The 16,737-nt window shown below is 72.3% G+C and carries 12 protein-coding genes and 1 pseudogene; 4 read left to right on the forward strand and 9 right to left on the reverse strand.

The window, feature by feature from the left end; genetic code table 11:
- Window positions 1-173: 173 nt before the first annotated feature.
- From ACIGXX_RS12475 to ACIGXX_RS12495, 5 genes and pseudogenes are all read right to left on the reverse strand, one after another.
- A complete protein-coding gene (locus tag ACIGXX_RS12475) occupies window positions 174-1,058 on the reverse strand; it encodes a RimK family alpha-L-glutamate ligase (RefSeq protein ID WP_399975095.1) in 885 nt (294 codons plus the stop codon).
- 99 nt (window positions 1,059-1,157) lie between these two features.
- A complete protein-coding gene (locus ACIGXX_RS12480) occupies window positions 1,158-1,862 on the reverse strand; it encodes a response regulator (RefSeq protein ID WP_399975098.1) in 705 nt (234 codons plus the stop codon).
- Window positions 1,859-2,460, reverse strand: a pseudogene (locus ACIGXX_RS12485) (sensor histidine kinase); the annotation flags it as partial. The gene ACIGXX_RS12480 and the pseudogene ACIGXX_RS12485, both read right to left, overlap by 4 nt.
- A gap of 64 nt (window positions 2,461-2,524) precedes the next feature.
- Window positions 2,525-3,259, reverse strand: coding sequence for an HAD-IA family hydrolase (locus ACIGXX_RS12490; protein ID WP_366462059.1), 735 nt, complete (start codon window positions 3,257-3,259; stop codon window positions 2,525-2,527).
- 121 nt (window positions 3,260-3,380) lie between these two features.
- Window positions 3,381-3,677, reverse strand: a complete 297-nt coding sequence (locus tag ACIGXX_RS12495) for a hypothetical protein (protein WP_399975101.1) — start codon at window positions 3,675-3,677, stop codon at window positions 3,381-3,383.
- 219 nt (window positions 3,678-3,896) lie between these two features.
- On the opposite strand from ACIGXX_RS12495, the gene ACIGXX_RS12500 reads away from it, so the two are divergent.
- Window positions 3,897-5,606, forward strand: a complete 1,710-nt coding sequence (locus ACIGXX_RS12500; RefSeq protein WP_399975104.1) for a serine/threonine-protein kinase — start codon at window positions 3,897-3,899, stop codon at window positions 5,604-5,606.
- A gap of 57 nt (window positions 5,607-5,663) precedes the next feature.
- Here ACIGXX_RS12500 and ACIGXX_RS12505 read toward each other — a convergent pair whose 3' ends face one another.
- From ACIGXX_RS12505 to ACIGXX_RS12515, 3 genes are all read right to left on the reverse strand, one after another.
- Window positions 5,664-6,050 (reverse strand): DUF488 domain-containing protein, encoded by a 387-nt coding sequence (locus ACIGXX_RS12505; protein ID WP_399975107.1) that lies wholly within the window; start codon window positions 6,048-6,050, stop codon window positions 5,664-5,666.
- 401 nt (window positions 6,051-6,451) lie between these two features.
- A complete protein-coding gene (locus ACIGXX_RS12510) occupies window positions 6,452-7,687 on the reverse strand; it encodes an acyltransferase family protein (protein ID WP_399975110.1) in 1,236 nt (411 codons plus the stop codon).
- Window positions 7,684-8,994 (reverse strand): glycosyltransferase family 2 protein, encoded by a 1,311-nt coding sequence (locus ACIGXX_RS12515; RefSeq protein WP_399975113.1) that lies wholly within the window; start codon window positions 8,992-8,994, stop codon window positions 7,684-7,686. The genes ACIGXX_RS12510 and ACIGXX_RS12515 overlap by 4 nt, the downstream gene beginning before the upstream one ends.
- Before the next feature lie 124 nt (window positions 8,995-9,118).
- On the opposite strand from ACIGXX_RS12515, the gene ACIGXX_RS12520 reads away from it, so the two are divergent.
- Complete coding sequence (locus ACIGXX_RS12520; RefSeq protein WP_399975116.1) at window positions 9,119-10,009, forward strand: hypothetical protein; 891 nt, start codon at window positions 9,119-9,121, stop codon at window positions 10,007-10,009.
- 349 nt (window positions 10,010-10,358) lie between these two features.
- On the opposite strand, the gene ACIGXX_RS12525 is transcribed toward ACIGXX_RS12520, so the two are convergent.
- A complete protein-coding gene (locus ACIGXX_RS12525) occupies window positions 10,359-14,057 on the reverse strand; it encodes a S8 family serine peptidase (RefSeq protein WP_399975119.1) in 3,699 nt (1,232 codons plus the stop codon).
- A gap of 221 nt (window positions 14,058-14,278) precedes the next feature.
- Between ACIGXX_RS12525 and ACIGXX_RS12530 the strand changes: the two genes are divergently transcribed.
- Both ACIGXX_RS12530 and ACIGXX_RS12535 read left to right on the forward strand, forming a co-directional pair.
- Window positions 14,279-14,629 carry a CU044_2847 family protein gene (locus ACIGXX_RS12530; protein ID WP_366462053.1) on the forward strand — a complete coding sequence of 117 codons (351 nt, stop codon included), beginning with the start codon at window positions 14,279-14,281 and terminating at the stop codon, window positions 14,627-14,629.
- Between the two features lie 13 nt (window positions 14,630-14,642).
- Window positions 14,643-16,721, forward strand: coding sequence for a trypsin-like peptidase domain-containing protein (locus ACIGXX_RS12535; RefSeq protein ID WP_399975227.1), 2,079 nt, complete (start codon window positions 14,643-14,645; stop codon window positions 16,719-16,721).
- Window positions 16,722-16,737: the final 16 nt, after the last annotated feature.

Genomic DNA, 16,737 nt, shown 5'->3' on the forward strand with positions numbered 1-16,737 from the left:
GCGAAGGGTCCAGTGGCGCGCCCCCGTAAGGGGCGCGGGGCTTCCCGCGAAGCACTCGGCTTCGGCAGAACCGCTCAGCCACCGGACATGCCGGGCCGGTGGCTGGAGTCTGTCGGACTCGGGACTGGACATGGCGGCAGGCTATTCACGCCTCGCTCGCCACGTCCACCCGATTAACTCGCGGCGGTCAGGATCTCCTTCGTCACGGCTGCCAGCGAGGCCTGGTGCAGATCGAGGAAGAGGTTCGGCTCGACGAGTTCGAGCTCCATGACGCAGGGCCCCTCGTCATCCGCCACGTCGACCAGGTCGACACGCGCGTACAGCAGCTCGGGCGACCCCGGCACCGCGGCCAACGCCCGCTCGGCGACGTCGAGTTCGGCGGGGGTCGGCTGCCACGGGCGGAGGTCGGGGTGCGGCATCTTCTCGTCGTCGTACGCCGTGCCCGGCGCGAGCACCGCGCCCTTCTGTATGGCATGCAGGAACCGTCCGCCGACGTAGACGAGCGCGCGCTCGCCGGTCTCGTCGATGCGCGGCATGTACGGCTGCACCATCGCGGTCAGGCCTTCGCCGTGCATCCGCTCGATGTGCCGTACGGCGGCTTCGCGCTCGCCCTTCCCGTACCGGCCCGCGTAGCGTGCGCCCGCACCGGACGTGGGCTTGACGACGAACTCGCCGTCGTCCGGGACCTCGACCGTGTCGTCCGGCGCCAGATAGCGGGTCGGCACGACGGGCACCCCTGCCCCCGCCAGCTCCTCCAGGTACCGCTTGTCGGTGTTCCAGCGCACCACGGACGCCGGATTGGCCAGGACGGTGAGCCGCGCGACGCGTCCCGCCCAGGCGACGAACTCGGTGACGCGCTCGCTGTAGTCCCAGGCGGACCGGATGACGACGAGGTCGAACCGTTCCCAGTCCGCCTCCGGGTCGTCCCAGGACACGGTGGCGATGTCGGCGCCCGCCGCGCCGAGCGAGCGTGCCAGCTCGGGGAGGTCACGGTCGAGGCCGGTCTCCAGCTGAGGCCTGCTGGTGACCAGGGCGATCGTGGGGCGGTCGGGTGACACGTGGTCCTCCTGGGTTCGATGATCCGCCCCGCAGGCTAACAACTTGTCGACGTGCTCCCGACAAGACCCTTGCCCAGGTCAGCAGGAGTGCGGCGGAGGTCAGCGGGGCGACCCGACCAGGCCCGTCTCGTACGCCAGGATGACCAGCTGCACACGGTCGCGCGCGTCCAGCTTGGCGAGCAGGCGGGTCAGATAGGCCGTGGCGGTGGCGACGCCGATGGAGAGTTCGGCGGCGATCTCCGTGTTGGAGGGGCCGCCGACGACGAGGGTCAGGACCTCGCGTTCGCGGTCGGTGATCCCCGAGATGCCGCTCCGGGGGCGGGAGTTGGGCTTCGGACGGGCCGCGAACTCCTTGATCAGGCGGCGTGTGACGCTCGGTGCGATCAGCCCGTCCCCGGCGGCGACGACGCGGATCGCGGCGAGGATGTCGTCGAGCGCCATGTCCTTGACCAGGAACCCGGCCGCGCCGACGCGCAGCGCGCCGTAGACGTGATCGTCGTCGTCGAAGGTGGTCAGGACGGTGACGTGGGTGTTCCGGCTCGGCCCTTCGACGATCAGACGGGTGGCCTCGATGCCGTCCATGCCAGGCATGCGGATGTCCATCACCACGACGTCCGGCAGCAGTTCCTCGGCGAGCCGGACGGCTTCGGCTCCGGTGCCCGCCTCGCCCGCGACCTCGATGTCGGGGGCCTCGGTGATCACCATGCGCAGGGCGGCGCGGACGAGGGGCTGGCCGTCGACGAGTACGACGCGGAAGGGCGCCGGGGGTGCCGAGGCCGCCGCCGGGTGGCTCCGCGCGTTCACCGGACCCCCGCCGGGACGGGCAGCCGTGCCGCGACCCGGAAGCCGCCCTCGGGGCGTGGCGCGGCGGAGAACTCGCCGCGCCGCAGGCCGACCCGTTCGCGCATGCCGATCAGGCCGTAGCCGCCGTCCGGGGTGCTGCCGTGGCCGCGTCCGGCGTCGATCACCTCGATGGCCAGCTCGTCGGCGCGGCAGTCGACGGAGACGCTGCACGATGCGGTGCCCGCATGGCGTACGACATTGGTGAGCGCCTCCTGGATGATGCGGTACGCGGACACGTCGATCTCCGTTGGCAGCGGCCGGAGTTCGCCGAGCCACCGCACGTCGACGCGGACACCGGCGGCGGGCGTCGTCTCAGCGAGGCGGTCGACGGCGGCGAGACCGGGTCCGGCACCGAGACACACCTCCGCCCTCTCCGCCTCCCCCCCCCTCTCCGGCCTCCCCTGTTCCGCCGTTCCCGGTTCGCCTCGCGCAGGGCGCCGAGCATGCGGCGCAGGCCGGACAGCGTCTCCCTGCCGGTGGCCTCGATGACGGTCAACGCCTCGCGCGCACCGGCGGGTTGGGTGTCGATGACCCGGCGTGCGGCGCCCGCCTGGAGGGACGGTCTACGTCGTGTGGGCCCTGGCGGCGGCAGCGATCACGGTGGCAGCGGTGCGACGCCGCGATCAGTGAGGCCCCTCGACGAGCCGGAGCACGGCCCGCAGCCCCCGCACCGCCCCCGGCGCCGCCCCGCCCGGCAGCACGTAGGACCGCAGTCCCGCACTCGCGGCCCCGCCGTCCTTGGCGGGGTGGTCGCCGACCATCAGGGTGTCCGCGGGGGCCACGCCCAGCTCCGCGCACGCGTGGCCGAAGAGCCGCGGGTCGGGCTTCTCCGTGTTGTGTTCGTACGAGTGGACCCAGCTGCCGAACCAGCGGTCGAGGCCGTGCCGGGCGAACGTCGGCCGCAGATCCCAGCCGACGTCGCTGACCACCCCGAGCGCGATGCCGCGCGCGTCGAGCTCGGCCAGCGTGGGCCCGGTGTCCGCGTAGGGCAACCAGTGCTCCGGGGAACGGAGTTGATCGTAGAGAGCTCCGGCGTAGGGGGTGAGCGCCGGGGCGGAGGCGTACCAGGTGGTGAACGCGCGGCGGTGAGCCTCGGCCGAGACATCGCGCGCGTGCTGGGCCGCGACGACGGCGGGGTCCGCGAGGCCCGCCTCCAGGGAGGTGAGGATGGCGTCCATCGTGGGCCCGTCCACCGGGTCCGGCAGCGCGGCGCGGATGCGGTCCTCGTACGGCTGGATCTGGAACAGCGTCCCGGAGAAGTCGAAGAGCACCGCCCTGGGGCGCGTCACCGGGGCGGGGGCGGTGGCGCGGATCGGGCCCTCGGGGCCACGGACGGGCGGGAGCTGGGGAGTTGGCATGGGGTCTCCCTATCGGCCGCCGCGTAAAGCCGCGATGAGGGGCTGTCGGCACACGGCACCCGGCGCCCCGCGGGGACGGGGCGCCGGTGGCTCGTACTTTCTGGCAGGGCTCGGCAGGTGGTCAGAGGATGAAGACGCTCCGGGCGGTCTCCGTGTAGTACGTCTCGCCGGGGTGGACCAGCCATTCGACCGGGCCGCCGCAGCCGGGGCCGGAGTGGACCTCGGCGATGGCGTCGGTGTGGTTGGTCACCGAGGACGGGAACCAGTCGACGGGGTAGCAGCCGCTCGGGTCGTCGTACTCGACGCCGTTCACGATCAGGGTCCCCTCCGCCGCGTACGCCGATCCCGGCACCGCGATCGTCAGGGTCGCGGCCGCCGCGAGCGCCCCCAGGGTCACGGCCATGCGTCGTCGCATCATGTTGATGTCCCCTCCACCGTGCGGACCGCTCCCGACGCGACCCGCTGGAGTCACCCACAGTAGGCGATCAGGCACGCCTCGTATCCGGCGCGCGGAGGCACCTGCCCCCAGCATGTGCGCCGTTCACTTCCCTTCACCGCTCGGTCACGCCGCTTCCGCACCATGGACACCGATCGGCCCAACTGACCTGTGTGCAACGTGAGTTCGTATGATGCGGCCATGGCACGTCACGGGGATCTCATAGCGGGGCGCTACCGCATCACGACGCCGCTCGGGCGCGGCGGCATGGGCACGGTCTGGCGGGCACAGGACGACCTCCTGGGCCGCACCGTCGCGGTGAAGGAGCTGCACGTCGACGCGGGGCAGTCGGCGGCCGACGCCGCCGGCCGGCGCGAACGCACGCTGCGCGAGGCGCGCTCGGTCGCGCAGGTGAAGCACCCCGGCATCCTGGTCCTGCACGACGTCGTCCAGCACGACGCGCAGCCCTGGCTCGTGATGGAGCTGATCGACGGCCACTCGCTCGCCGACCGGATGGCCCTGGAGGGCCCGGTCCCGCCCGCCGAGGCGGCCCGCATCGGCCTCGCCCTGCTCGCCGCGCTGCGCGCCGCGCACCTGGCCGGGGTGCTGCACCGTGACCTCAAGCCCGCGAACGTACTCCTGGAGGCGGGCACGGAGCGCGTGGTGCTCTCCGACTTCGGGATCGCGCAGGTCGCCGGGCAGACGACGCTCACGGAGACGGGCGCGTTCGTCGGCTCGCCCGAGTACACCGCCCCGGAGCGCATGTCGGGCAAGCGCACGGGCCCGGAGTCCGATCTGTGGTCGCTCGGGGTGCTGCTCTGCGCGGCCGTCGAGGGCGAGTCGCCGTTCCACCGCGACTCGGTGGCGGGGGTCCTGCACGCCGTCGTCATGGACGACATCAGAATCCCGGATTCCGCCGGTCCGCTGGCCCCCGTCGTACGCGGCCTGCTGGAGCGGGACCCCGAGCGGCGGCTCGGCGCGGACGAGGCCGAGCAGGTGCTGCGCGGCTTCCTGGTGGAGGAGCGGATGCCCACCGTGCCCCGCACCCCGGTGGCCCCCAGGCCCGTACAGCCGCCCCCGCCCGACGAGGCGATCGTGCTCGGCTCCGCCCCCGCCGCACCGGCCGCGCGCCCCCGCATCCGTACGGCACTCCTGGCCGCCGCCCTGGTCGCCGCCCTCGCGGCGGGCGGCACCGGCACGTGGCTCCTGACGCGGGACGACTCCCGTACGGGCTCGGAGGCGCGGGGCGGCGGCGCCGCGGACGAGGTGCGCGAGAAGCAGGAGACCAAGGAGCCGAGCAGGACGCCGTCCAAGAACGCCGGCAAGCCGAAGAACCCCGGTAAGAACGGCAAGAACGACAAGGACGGCGAGAAGAGCCCCGCCGCTCCCAAGCCCTCCCCCGCCGAAGGCACCGGCAGGCCCGCCCCGACCGGGACGGGCGGCGCCGGCGAGGCGGACACCGACCCGGCACCCGCGGGCTACCGGACGGTCGCCGACCCCACCGGCTTCAAGATGGTGACGCCCACCGGCTTCGCCCGCTCCGCCGAACCGCCCCGCGTCTACTACAACTCGGCGGACAACGCCTTCCGCATCGGCGTCCACCCCCAGCCCCTGGACCCGGACGGCCCCGTGGCGGTGATGCGGCAGGCGCACAAGGACGGTCCCTCGGACTACCCCGGCTACCGCGACGGCTCGGTCCGGCAGACCACGCACAACGGCCACCCCGCGGCCGTCTGGGAGTTCACCTGGGACGGCGGCTCCGGGGACGGCGGACCGCGCCGCACGTACGACCTGAGCTGGGACGAGGGCGGCAAGATGTACGACCTGTGGGTCTCCGCGCCCGCCGGGCAGGCGGCGAAGGGCGAGCAGCACTTCGTCAAGGCGCACCGCTCCTTCGCCCGGACGGGCTGACGGCCCCGGCGCGCGTCGCCCTCAGACGCGCCCCTCAGACGCGCCCCTCCGACGCCCTCAGGCCCGCCCCTCCATCAACTCGGCCCGCAGCGTCGGCAGATGGCCGTGCTCCACGTCCTTCACGGCGGTGACCAGGGTGACCGTCCCCGCGTCCGCCAGTTCGCGCAGGCGGTGGAGGGCGTCCTGCTGCTCCGGGCCCGCCAGCTCGGCGCGGTAGCGGCGGCCGAACTCCTCGTACTGGTCGCGGTGCTGGTGGAACCAGGTCCGCAGCTCGTTGGAGGGCGTGACCTCCTTGGGCCATGCGTCGACGGCGGCGCGCTCCTTGGAGACGCCGCGCGGCCAGAGCCGGTCGACCAGGACCCGCACACCGTCCGCCTCGCCGGGCGGGTCGTACACGCGGCGCACGGGAAACACGTCGGCGGCCTTCATGGGCCCATCGTCCATACGCCCATCGTCGCGCCGCGCCAGGGCCTCCGCATCTCGAAAATGCGAACAGGGGAGCAGTTGTTCCCTGGAACAGGTGATCGTCGCGCCAGGGATTGCATGTGACGCATGTGATTGACGATGATTACGGAACGCAAGCAACGGGCTGCAGACCGTAGTTGCCGCGTTCCCGGTCCATGTCCCATACGAGGGCCGGGAGTTGGAACACCCTGAGAAAGTCCCACAAGGAGAAGCACCACCATGAACATCATCACTGACGTCGTCGCCGGTCTCGCCCACTTCCTCGGCTGGCTGATCTGACGTCACCCAGAACCTCTCGCAGCGACGCCGCCTCCCCCGTCCCACGGGAGGCGGCGTCGCCGCGTGCGGCGCACGCCACGTGCCGTACGCACCGGACGGCGTCAGCGCGTGGGTTCCGGATAGAAGTCCCGCGTCGCCCCCTTGGCGTCCTTCGCCCTGCCGAGCAGGCCCGCCGGATACTCCACGAGCCAGTAGCTCGCCGCCCCGACCGCCAGCGCCACCGCGAGGACCATCAGGGCGGCGACGGGAAAGCCCGCCTGTCCGGTCGGCACGAGCCCCGACTCGATGAGGTGCAGCATGACCGGCTCGTGCCAGATGTAGACGCTGTAGCTGATGAGCCCGACCGCCGTCACCCAGCGCGCTCTCAACAGGCCGTGCCAGCGCACCTGTTCACGCGGGCGGACGTGCAGCGTGGCGTAGAGCAGCGTGAACCACAGCAGGGCCGCGATCGGGTGGTAGAAGGTGTGGGCGACGTTCTCCGCCTCGGAGACGTACGACAGGGCGTAGAGCCCCGCGAGCGCCGCCACCGCGAGCGGAACCGTCGCCCGCGCGCTCAGCTTGCCCCGCTCCCCGAGCGCCACGAGCAGCACCGCGAGCGCCATGCCCGCCGCGAAGCCCCCGAAGCGGGCCTGCGGCCCGAAGTACACCGGCCAGTCGGTGTGCGGCGCCCCGACGACGTAGTGCGCGACAGAGATCCACACCAGCGGCAGCACGAAGAGCGCCGCACACCCCGACAGACACACGGCGACCCGCGCCCGCCGCGTCCCGAGCCCCCGGCACACCCGCACCGCGAGCGGCCCCAGCGCGACGAGCGCCAGGTAGAAGGTGACCTCCAGGGAGAGGGACCAGGTGGGACCCAGGGTGTAGAAGATCCGCTCGCGGTCGAAGACGTGCGTGAACGTGAGGTGCCCGACCAGATCGCGCCAGTCGCCCGGCAGCGTCGGATTGCGGGAGGACCAGACGACGAGCACCGCGAGGAAGTACAGCGGCAGGATGCGGATCGCCCGCCGGAAGAGGAACGTCCTGCCCGTACGGATCGGGCCTCCGTCGATGGCGGCGCGGGCGTACGACAGCGTGAGCAGGTACGCGGACATCACGAAGAAGAGGTCGATCACTTCGAGCGAGACCAGCGCGCCCAGCCACCGGCTGTCGACCGGCGGATGCGCACCGGCCGCGTCGTACGTGCAGTACTCCTGCCACACGTGGAAGAGGACCGTGCTCAGGGCGGCGAGACCGCGGTATCCCTGGAGTTCGAGCGCGCGCCCACGGGAGGCGGGCGGAGCGGGCGCGGGCTCCGACGCGTCGGCGAGCGGCCGGGCGGTCGTCAGCGCGCTCATGCCCGCACCGCCGGCTCCGCGACCGCCCCTGGTTCCGTGGTGGCGCGCGGCGTGACCCGCCACTGCCGGTCGCCGAGCGCCTCCTTCAGATGCGCCTGCCGCGCCACCATGTTCTTGAAGTGGGAGTAGAAGAACGTGGAGACGAGCAGGTAGCGCCAGAACCACGCCTTGCGGCGGCGCAGTTCGGGCACCGCGAGCCGCCACGCGAAGGCCGCCTGCACCACCCCGGCCGACATGGTGAACGCCGCCGCCGTCAGGCAGACCGGCACCGCCCAGTCCAGGCGGTCGGCGCCGCCCGCGCGCCACGCCGCGTGCATCAGGATCGGCAGGATCTGCAGCGTCAGCCACGGCTGGACCTCGCGCCAGCCGAGCAGCACGAGCAGGCCCGTCTTCTGCCTGCGCGAGTACACCGGCGAACGCAGCGCGCCCCACAGGTGCCGCAGCGAGACCTGGAGCCAGCCCTGCGCCCAGCGCGAGCGCTGGTTCCACAGCGGGCGCAGCAGCGTGGGCGCGAGCTCGCGCGAGATGAGCGTGCGGTCCATGGCGATCCGCGCGCCTTCGTTCAGGGCGCGCATCGTGGAGTCGATGTCCTCGGTGAGCATCGAGCCGTGCATCCGGGTCCTGGCGAGCAGATCCGTGCGCCAGAAGCCGTTCGACCCGCCGAAGACCCCGAAGCCGTACATCCGGGTCCGTCCGGGATGGCTGACCGCGTAGATCGTCTCGAACTCGACGCCGACGGTCCGCGCGACCCACGAGCTGTCGCCGTTGCGGATCACGCAGTGGCCCTGGACGACGTCGTAGCCGTTGGACAGCCAGTCCCACGCGTGCCGGAAGGCGTTCGGCGCGGGGTGGTGGTCGGCGTCGAAGATGCCGACGAACTCGCCGCGCACCCGCGTCACGGCCGCGTTGATGTTCTGCGCCTTGGACGTGCTCCCGGCCACCGGAAGCAGCACGAGGCGCGGATCGCGGGCGGCCATCTCGCGCAGGGTGTCCTCGACCGGCAGCGGGTGCGGGGTGTTGTACGCGAGGACGATCTCCAGCTCGGCCGGGTAGTCGAGCCGCAGGAACGACTCGACGGTGTCGACGATGGTCGCGGCCTCGTTCGGCAGGTACGCGGCGATGACGGCGCTGGCGGACGGATAGGGCTGGCCCGGCCGCTCCGGGCGGTCCGTCGCGTCCAGCGAGAACAGGCACTCCAGCATGATGAGCAGGGCGGAGAGCACGAGCCCCGCCACCACCACCCAGTACGCGGACCCGGCCGCGTCCCAGCCCAGTTCGTACGCCTGCTGATAGAGCAGGAACGGCACGCCCACCCCGAGGACCAGCGGAAGTCACGGGCGCAAGGAGCCGCGTTGCCCAGGTGAGCAGCGTCCGCAGCCCGGCGCGGGCCCTGCGGTGACCGTGCGGGGCGCTCCTCCGCATCCACGGCTCGTGGCGGACCGGGCGCAGGTCCCGGTGGCGCACGGCCTCGGCGACGGCGTCCCGCGCGTGCTCGACCGCCCGGGTGTGGTCGGCGTACTCGGCGAGCGGGGTCCAGCCGACGGCCGGGGTGAGCCGGACGTTCTCGTCGGCGACGACGAAGCGCGTCCCGGCCACGGCGACGGCGAACTCCCGCAGGCTCCGGGTGGCCGTCTCCTCGTCGACGCCGGGCATGAGGACGAGCAGCTGCCCGTCCTCGTCCCACCCGAGCCGGTCGCAGACACCGCCGAGCCTTCCCCGAGCTCCCGGCTCCGCTCGAGCGGGGGATGCCCCCATCGCCACCCCGGCGAGCCGCTCGGCGACCTCGCGCCGCACGCGCGGCCCGAGCCGTGTCTCCAGGGCCGCCATCTCGGCGACGCCGACCACGGCGAGGACACCGCCGCGCCGGGCCGCGGACGGGCGGCCGAGCTCGCGGTCGAGTTCGTCCATGAAGTGCGGCCCCGAGTAGAGGCCGGTGCGCGGATCGCGCGGCAGGTTCTCCACCGGGACCGGGACGCGGTGCAGCTTGGCCGCTATCCGCGCCGAGAGCTCGCGCGGGTCGGCGGCCTCCGGCAGGCAGTCGTCGGCGCCCTGCGTCAGCAGATCGGCGACGGCACCGGGGGCGTGGGTCCGGGCCGCCGTGACCATGAGCAGCGGAAGCGCCTGCCCCGCCGGGTCGGCGCGGACCTCGCGTATGACGTCGAGGCCCTGGCGCCGCCCGTCAGGACCGTCGTCGAGGGCCACGATCGCGTCCGGTGGCGCCTGCCTGACCTGGCGTTGTACGTCGCCGGGGACGGCGTGGGTGACGTCGTACCCGGTGAGTCTCAGGGTCCGGGTGAGCAGTTCACGGCTCGGCCCCGGTGAGCCGACGGCCAGGACGTGGCCCCCGGGAGCGGGGTCGGGCCGGGAGGAAATACTTTTCGGGCGCACGAGAGCACGCCCGGCGGGCGGTGAGATGGACATCTATGTGGTCCCATCCTGTTCGGATTGTGGGGGGAGGACCGTTTGGTTCTCGTCGAGCCGCCAACTGGCCCCGGAACAGGGGCCAATCGGCCTCACCAGCCTCAACGATCACTGTGACACCACACCTTCAGCGACGTAACGCTCGCATTACGTCCCCGTGCACAGAGTGAGCAGGCCGGGCCGGACATCCGGCCCGGCCTGCGTCCCAGGTGCGTCCACGTACGTCCGAGGTGCGTCCTAGGGGGTCCCGCTACCGCACCCCCACCGCCCGCACGATCTCCTGCGTGACCGACCCGCCCCGGTCGTCCTTGGCGGAGGCCCGCAGCGAGACGAACTCGGCGGAACCAGGCACCTTCAACTCCCCTTCCCAGGCGGCCCTACCGCCGTCCCGGTCCAGCGCGACGCCCTTCCAGCTCTTCCCGTCGTCGTACGAGACCTCCAGCTTCCCGCCGCCGATGGCCCCGGTGTCCACGGCTCCCTTCACGTACTCGGAGAAGATCCCGACATCCACGGAACGTCCGCCCCGGACATTCCCGCCGAGGTCCGTGTCCACATCGAACCCGAGATTCAGCAAGGGCAGGAAACTCTTCTTGTCGCTCGCCGTCTCCTTCGACGTGAAGGTCCACTCCGAGTGCCCCTTCGTGGCGAGCCGCCACCGCTCGGGATCGAGCGTCGTGTCCGTCACGACCTTGTAGGTGGTCGACGCCGGATCGGCGTCCCACACATACACACCCGAGCTCCGCCGCCGGTCGACCAACTCCCCGTCCGCATACACCTCACTGACCTGCGTCATGGAGTCGTCGTTCCACACGTCACCGAACCCCGTGTGATCGGGCCCGGAATCACCCCACCCGGGCACATTGAACTCCAGCGTGTTCCCGTACCGCTGCTGGCCCCAGCCGAGCCCCGTCCCCAGCCACGGATGCCACACGGGCTTGAACCAGTTCAACTCACCGCGCTTGCCGCCCCGGTAACTGACCAGACCACTGCGCTCCTCCAACGCGCCCGGCCCGACCGAAACAGACTCGTGCCACAGCTGCCCGGCCCCCGTGGACGCGTAGTCCGTCCGCTCGACCGGATAGTCGATCTTCTCCTGGAAGCCGATCCCGACGGCGAAGGTATCGGTCAGCGAGTAGCGGAACTCACCACCCGCCACAGGCTTCACCGCATGGAACTTGGTCTCCAGAACAGCGAGTTCACGCTTCGACGGCTCGTACGTCAGGTCGCGGGGCACCGCTCCCTCGTGCCCCTCCGACACGTCGTAGACATAGGGCGTGCGAGACGTCGCCGCAGTCTCAACAGCCCGCCCCGCCCTGGCCGCCGCGAGCAGCCGTGCCCCGTCCGCGGCGTTGACCGTGCCGATCTGCAGCGGCCGGTCCGCGTTGTCGTCCGTGCCGAACCAGGCGTTGAGCCTGCCCGGCGCGTCGTCCGTCACGAACAGGGCCTTCACACCGGCGTCCTGGGCGGCCTGACCGATCTCTTCAGGCGTCACCCCAGAGTCACCGGACCGCCGCACGACGACAGCCTTGCCCTTGACGTCCTTGCCCGCGTACTCGGCGGCGGTGCCACCGCCCACATCCACCACCCGCAGCCTGCTGCGGCCGTCGGTCACCGTGCCGCCGGGCTGCGCGACCACCTCGCCCAGACCCCTCACGTCCAGGGTGGGCTTGCCCAGGCGCCAGACGGTGCGGTACTCGAAGCTGCCGTCGGCCACCTTGGCGGTGGGCGCCGCGAAGATGCTGTCGTACTTGACCGGCACCTGGACCGCGCCCATCAGCTCGGCGCCGTTCGCCTTGCGGTCGTACTCCATCAGAAGCTGCCGGGTCTCCGTCCGCCTGCCGACGTCCACACCGACTTCCCGCAACTTCCTGCCGTCCAGGGTGACTTCACGGTCCCGGTCCAGGACGACCTCCGGCGCGGCGAGGAAGCCGAGGCCGAGGGAGTCCTCGCCCTTGCTGCCGCGCACGTCGAGGAACGAGGAGAGGGCGTACGTTCCGGGCTTCAGGCGCAGCTCCAGGGTGCCGGACTCGCCGACCTCCGCCTGGACGGGGTCGACCTGCTCGGCCAGCCGCTGGAACACGAGCCCGGCGCCGGTCGCCGCTCCGTCCCGGTCCTTGACATGAACGGTGAGCGAGTACCGCTCCTCCTCCTTGACCAGCCCGAACGCGGTGTGCGCGACCGGCTTCCCGGCGGCGCTGGCGACGATGCGGCCACTGGTGTTGCCGACGGGCGCCTTCGAACCGTCTCCGGTCACGGTGGTGGAGGCGGTGCCGTGCGCGGGAACGGTGAGCGTCTTGTCTCCGAGGCGCGCGACACCCTCAGCCGCACCTTCGACGGCGAGACTCAACTCGACTGCAGAGTCGCTCGAGTTCGAGTACGCGACTGTCTCCTTGACGGGTTCATTGCCCCCATAGGGCCAGGAGTAGAAGCCGAGATCGACGCTCCCGCTCGCGGTGACCTGCGCACCGACGGCATCGGGCACACTGACACGCCCCGCACCCAACTCGTATACGGACGCATCCAGTTGCTCGGAGGTCGACATCAACGCGTCCTTGAGACGCGCACCGCTCCACTCCGGGTGCTTCTCGGCGAGCAGGGCGGCGACGCCCGCGACGTGCGGGGTCGCCATCGACGTACCGCTCATCTCGGTGTAGTAACCCTCGCCGGAGACGAGTTGCGAGCGGGCGGCGAGGATGTCGACGCCGGGCGCCGACAGGTCGGGCTTGAGGGCCTGGTCTCCGTGGCGCGGGCCCTGGCTGGTGAAGTACGCCGCCTGGTCCTCGGAGTCGACCGCGCCGATGGTCAGCGCGGAGTCGGCTGCGCCGGGCGAGCCGATCGAGGAGGGGGCGCCGGTGTTGCCGGCGGCGATGACGAAGAGGGCGCCGGTTTCCTTGGAGAGGGTGTTGACGGCGGCGGCCATCGGGTCGGTGCCGTCACTGGCCTCCTGCGAACCGAGGCTCATCGACACGACCTTGGCGCCGACGTCCTTGGCCGCCCACTCCATCCCGGCGATGATCTGCGACTCGCTGCCGGACCCCTCGTCACTGAGCACCTTGCCCACGGAGAGAGCGGCGCCGGGCGCGACACCCTTCTCCTTGTCGCCCTCGGACTCGGCGCCGCTGCCGCCGACGGTCGAGGCCACGTGGGTGCCGTGGCCGTTGCGGTCGGCGACTTCCTCGCCCGGTATGAAGCTCTTGGTGGCGTCCAGGCGGTCCTTGAGGCCGGGGTGACCGCTGTCGACACCGGTGTCGAGGACGGCGACCTTCACCCCCTTGCCGGTGAGCCCGGCCTCCCAGGCCTTGGGGGTGCCGATCTGCTCGTTGCTCTGCGCCATGTCGGCCTCGACACGCCCGTCGAGCCAGATCTTGCCGATGCCGTCGGCGAGAGTTCCCGCCGAACCGGCCTTCGTACGCCCCTCCTTGAAAGCGCCCGGGGCCACGTCCCGCCAGAACGCCTCCGGCTCGTCCGCCTTCACGGCCAGGCCGCCCACACTCGGCAGCGCACGCACCGTGTCGGCACCACGGGGCCCCGCACCACGGCGCGCGCCCTTCTCATACGTGACGATGAGCGGCAGCGCACGCTCTCCGATCCCCTGACGTATCAGCTCCGTCACGTCGAAGAGGCGCTCGTCGAGGGCGCCCGCGCTCAGATAGGGCCGGGCCTCGTCCGGTACGACGGTGATGCGGTCGCCCGCGATCTCGCTCCGGACGGCTCCGGTGGCCCCGGCGGGCCGGTCGACGGTGACGGTCTTCTTGCCGCCGCCGAGTTCCGTGACGGTGACCTTGTCGCCGGTCACCAGGGTGACCGTGTGGGCGGCGCGGGCGGCGGGGGTGGCCTGCGGCACGTCGGAAGGAGCCGCGGTAGCGGCCTGCCCTGCCGGTAGCAGCGCGAACGCGAGGCCGACGGCCGGCAGCAGCCTCGCTCTTCGCCACGCGGGTGATCGGGTCATGGGTGCCCTCTCTTCGTCGGACCCGGGCGGGGGTGGTTCCCGGGTGCTGCGAAGAGTGTCGGGGGGCTTGTGTTGCCGGGGTGTTGACGGGTGCTGGCGGGAAACCGCCAGGGCACCTTCCCGCCAGCCCCACCCGCACGATTCCGTTGCCCGTGACTTAGGTGACAGCCGCAAGCACCGTCCGCAACAATGCAGTTGGACCGCGCTACGAGGGGGCTTTGATGGACGATCTGGTGGAGTTCACGACCGCTGACGGCACGCAGGTCGTGATGGCCGACGTCGAGGACACCCACGGCTCCCACCTCATCTCCTCCCGCGGCGACGGCCCCTCCCGGGCGGTCCGCACCTTCGAGGAGTCGCTCGCCGGGGCACGCGCGGCCGCGGAGTCCGCGCTGCGGGTGTTCCGCGACGGCACTCTGCGCCCGGACTCGGTGGAGATCGAGTTCGGCGTACGGATGTCGGCGGAGGCGGGCGCGGTGATCGTGAAGGGCACGGCGGAGGGCCACTTGGTGGTACGCCTCGCCTGGACCCCGGACCCCCCGACGGCCACGCCGGCACCGGACCCGACATGACCCCGCATCGCCCCTGCGCCCACCGGACGCCAGCGAGGACGGACATACCGGCCCGGCACCGACCCCACAACAGGACTGGCCCCGCAGCACGCCCCACGCCCCGCAGCCGGCAACGCGACGCAAGGGGACGGGCCGCTATGTCCGCCCGGAGCACGGCTCCCAACCCTCCGGAACCGCAGCAACCCCACGGCCACCGGACGCCAGCGAGGACGGACATACCGGCCCGGCACCGCACCCACCACCTCGGCGACGCCGCAGCACAAACGCACCCGCAGTCGGAAGCGCCCGCGCACTCCCCGGAGGCCACCCCCACCCCATGAGCAGCGCATCGTGGCACGCCCGCATCGTCTGCGGCAGCGAGATCGGGGCCGGGTTCCTCGTGTCCGAACGGCACGTCCTGACCTGCGCCCACGTCGTACGCGGCAGCAACACCCACCCCGCCCCCAGCGCCACTCCCGTCACCGTCACCTTCCCCCACCGCGAAGACCTCGGCACGGTCACCGCCGCCGTCACCGTCCACGGCGGCTGGGACGGACACGGCGACAACCTGGGCGACCTCGCCGTCCTGGAGCTGGCGCACACCGTGCCGGTCCGCCCCGCCGAGTTCGCGGCCCCCGAAGACGCGTACGCCGACCCCCGCCCCCGCCTCCTCGCCTACGGATTCCCCAAGGGCTACCGCGAAGGCACCCTCGCCGAGTACCGCGCCACCGCCGCCCAGCGCATCGCCGACGAGTGGGTCCAGCTGGAGGCATGGAGCGCCCACGGCCAGCCCCTCGCCCCCGGCTTCAGCGGCGCCGCGGTCACCCTCGCCGACAGCAACCGCGTCGTAGGCATGGTGTCCGCCGCCACCCGAGCCTCCAGCGGCGTACGCAACGGACGGATGCTGCCCACCTCCGTCATGGCCCGCTACTGGCCCGCCCTCGGCGACCTGATCCCCACCCCCGGCCACCAGCGCGCCGCGAAGGAACGGCTGCGCGCCCTGGTGGACAGGGCGGCGGCGGACACCACCGCCGCCCGCGACCCGGAGCGCCTGTACCGCGACGCGGTGGGCCCGCTCGGCCCGCCCGTACCGCCGGAGGGCTTCAACTCGCTCTGGTCGGCGGCCTGGTACGTACTCTCCGAAGTGGACGACCCGGACGCGGTGACCCGCCTGGCCGACCGCCTCGCGGGCCTGCTCGACGCACCCGCGGCCCCCGCCGCACCGGCACCGGGCGAGCCACCGGCCTGGTCCCCCATCCTCATCGAGATCGACCACAGCGGCGCGGGCGACGACCAGCTCCTGGTCGAGGTGTCCGCGTACCGCGAGGGCCTGCGCCACCCCGTCGGCTCCCACACCCTCGCCGCGAGCAACGTCCGCCGCTACGTCCAGGAACGCGTCGACGACGCCTTCTCCCATCTCACCCCCGGCACGGACGAGTTGCTGGCCTTCGTGCTCCCCCGCGCCCTGCTCAACTGGCCGGTGGCCCACTGGGAGTGCGGCGCCGACGACCCGACCCCGCTCGGCTGCTCGTACCCCCTGGTCGTGACCGACCGGTCCCGCCGCAAGGGCGGACTGCGTCACCAACTCGCCAGGAAGTGGGAGGACTTGGACGACCGCCCCACGACCGTCCTGCACCGCGTCGAGTGCGGCACCCGGGAGAAGCCGAACAAGCTGAGGTTCCGGCTGCGGCACGACGGCGTGGACCTGGCGGGGTTCGCGGCGCCACCACGAACCGACCGCACCGGCCCCGGCCCCGGCCCCGACGGGACCGCGACACACGGAACAGCGGCACACGGAACGGCGGTGACCCACTTCGACGTCACCCTCACCGCACCCGTACCCGTACTCCTCTGGCCCCGCACCGGCTGCGAGGACACCGATCACACCAGCGACACGCCCTGCGCAGGCTCCGACTTCCTGGACCGCATCGCCGCCCACGTCGACGGCCACCCGCCCGCCGAACTCCCCCGCACCATACTGACGTTGCGCGAGAGCGCCGAGGCGTCGGACGAACCGGACAAGCACTGGGCGAGGGACGTACAGCTCCTCTGGGACGACCCGCGATGCTTCCCCGACGCCCCCGCGACCCACCGCCACTCCCCCGTCGCCTGAGCCCGCCGCCCGAGCC

This window comes from Streptomyces sp. NPDC055243 (assembly GCF_044544025.1).
In the GTDB taxonomy this organism is placed as follows: Bacteria; Actinomycetota; Actinomycetes; order Streptomycetales; family Streptomycetaceae; genus Streptomyces.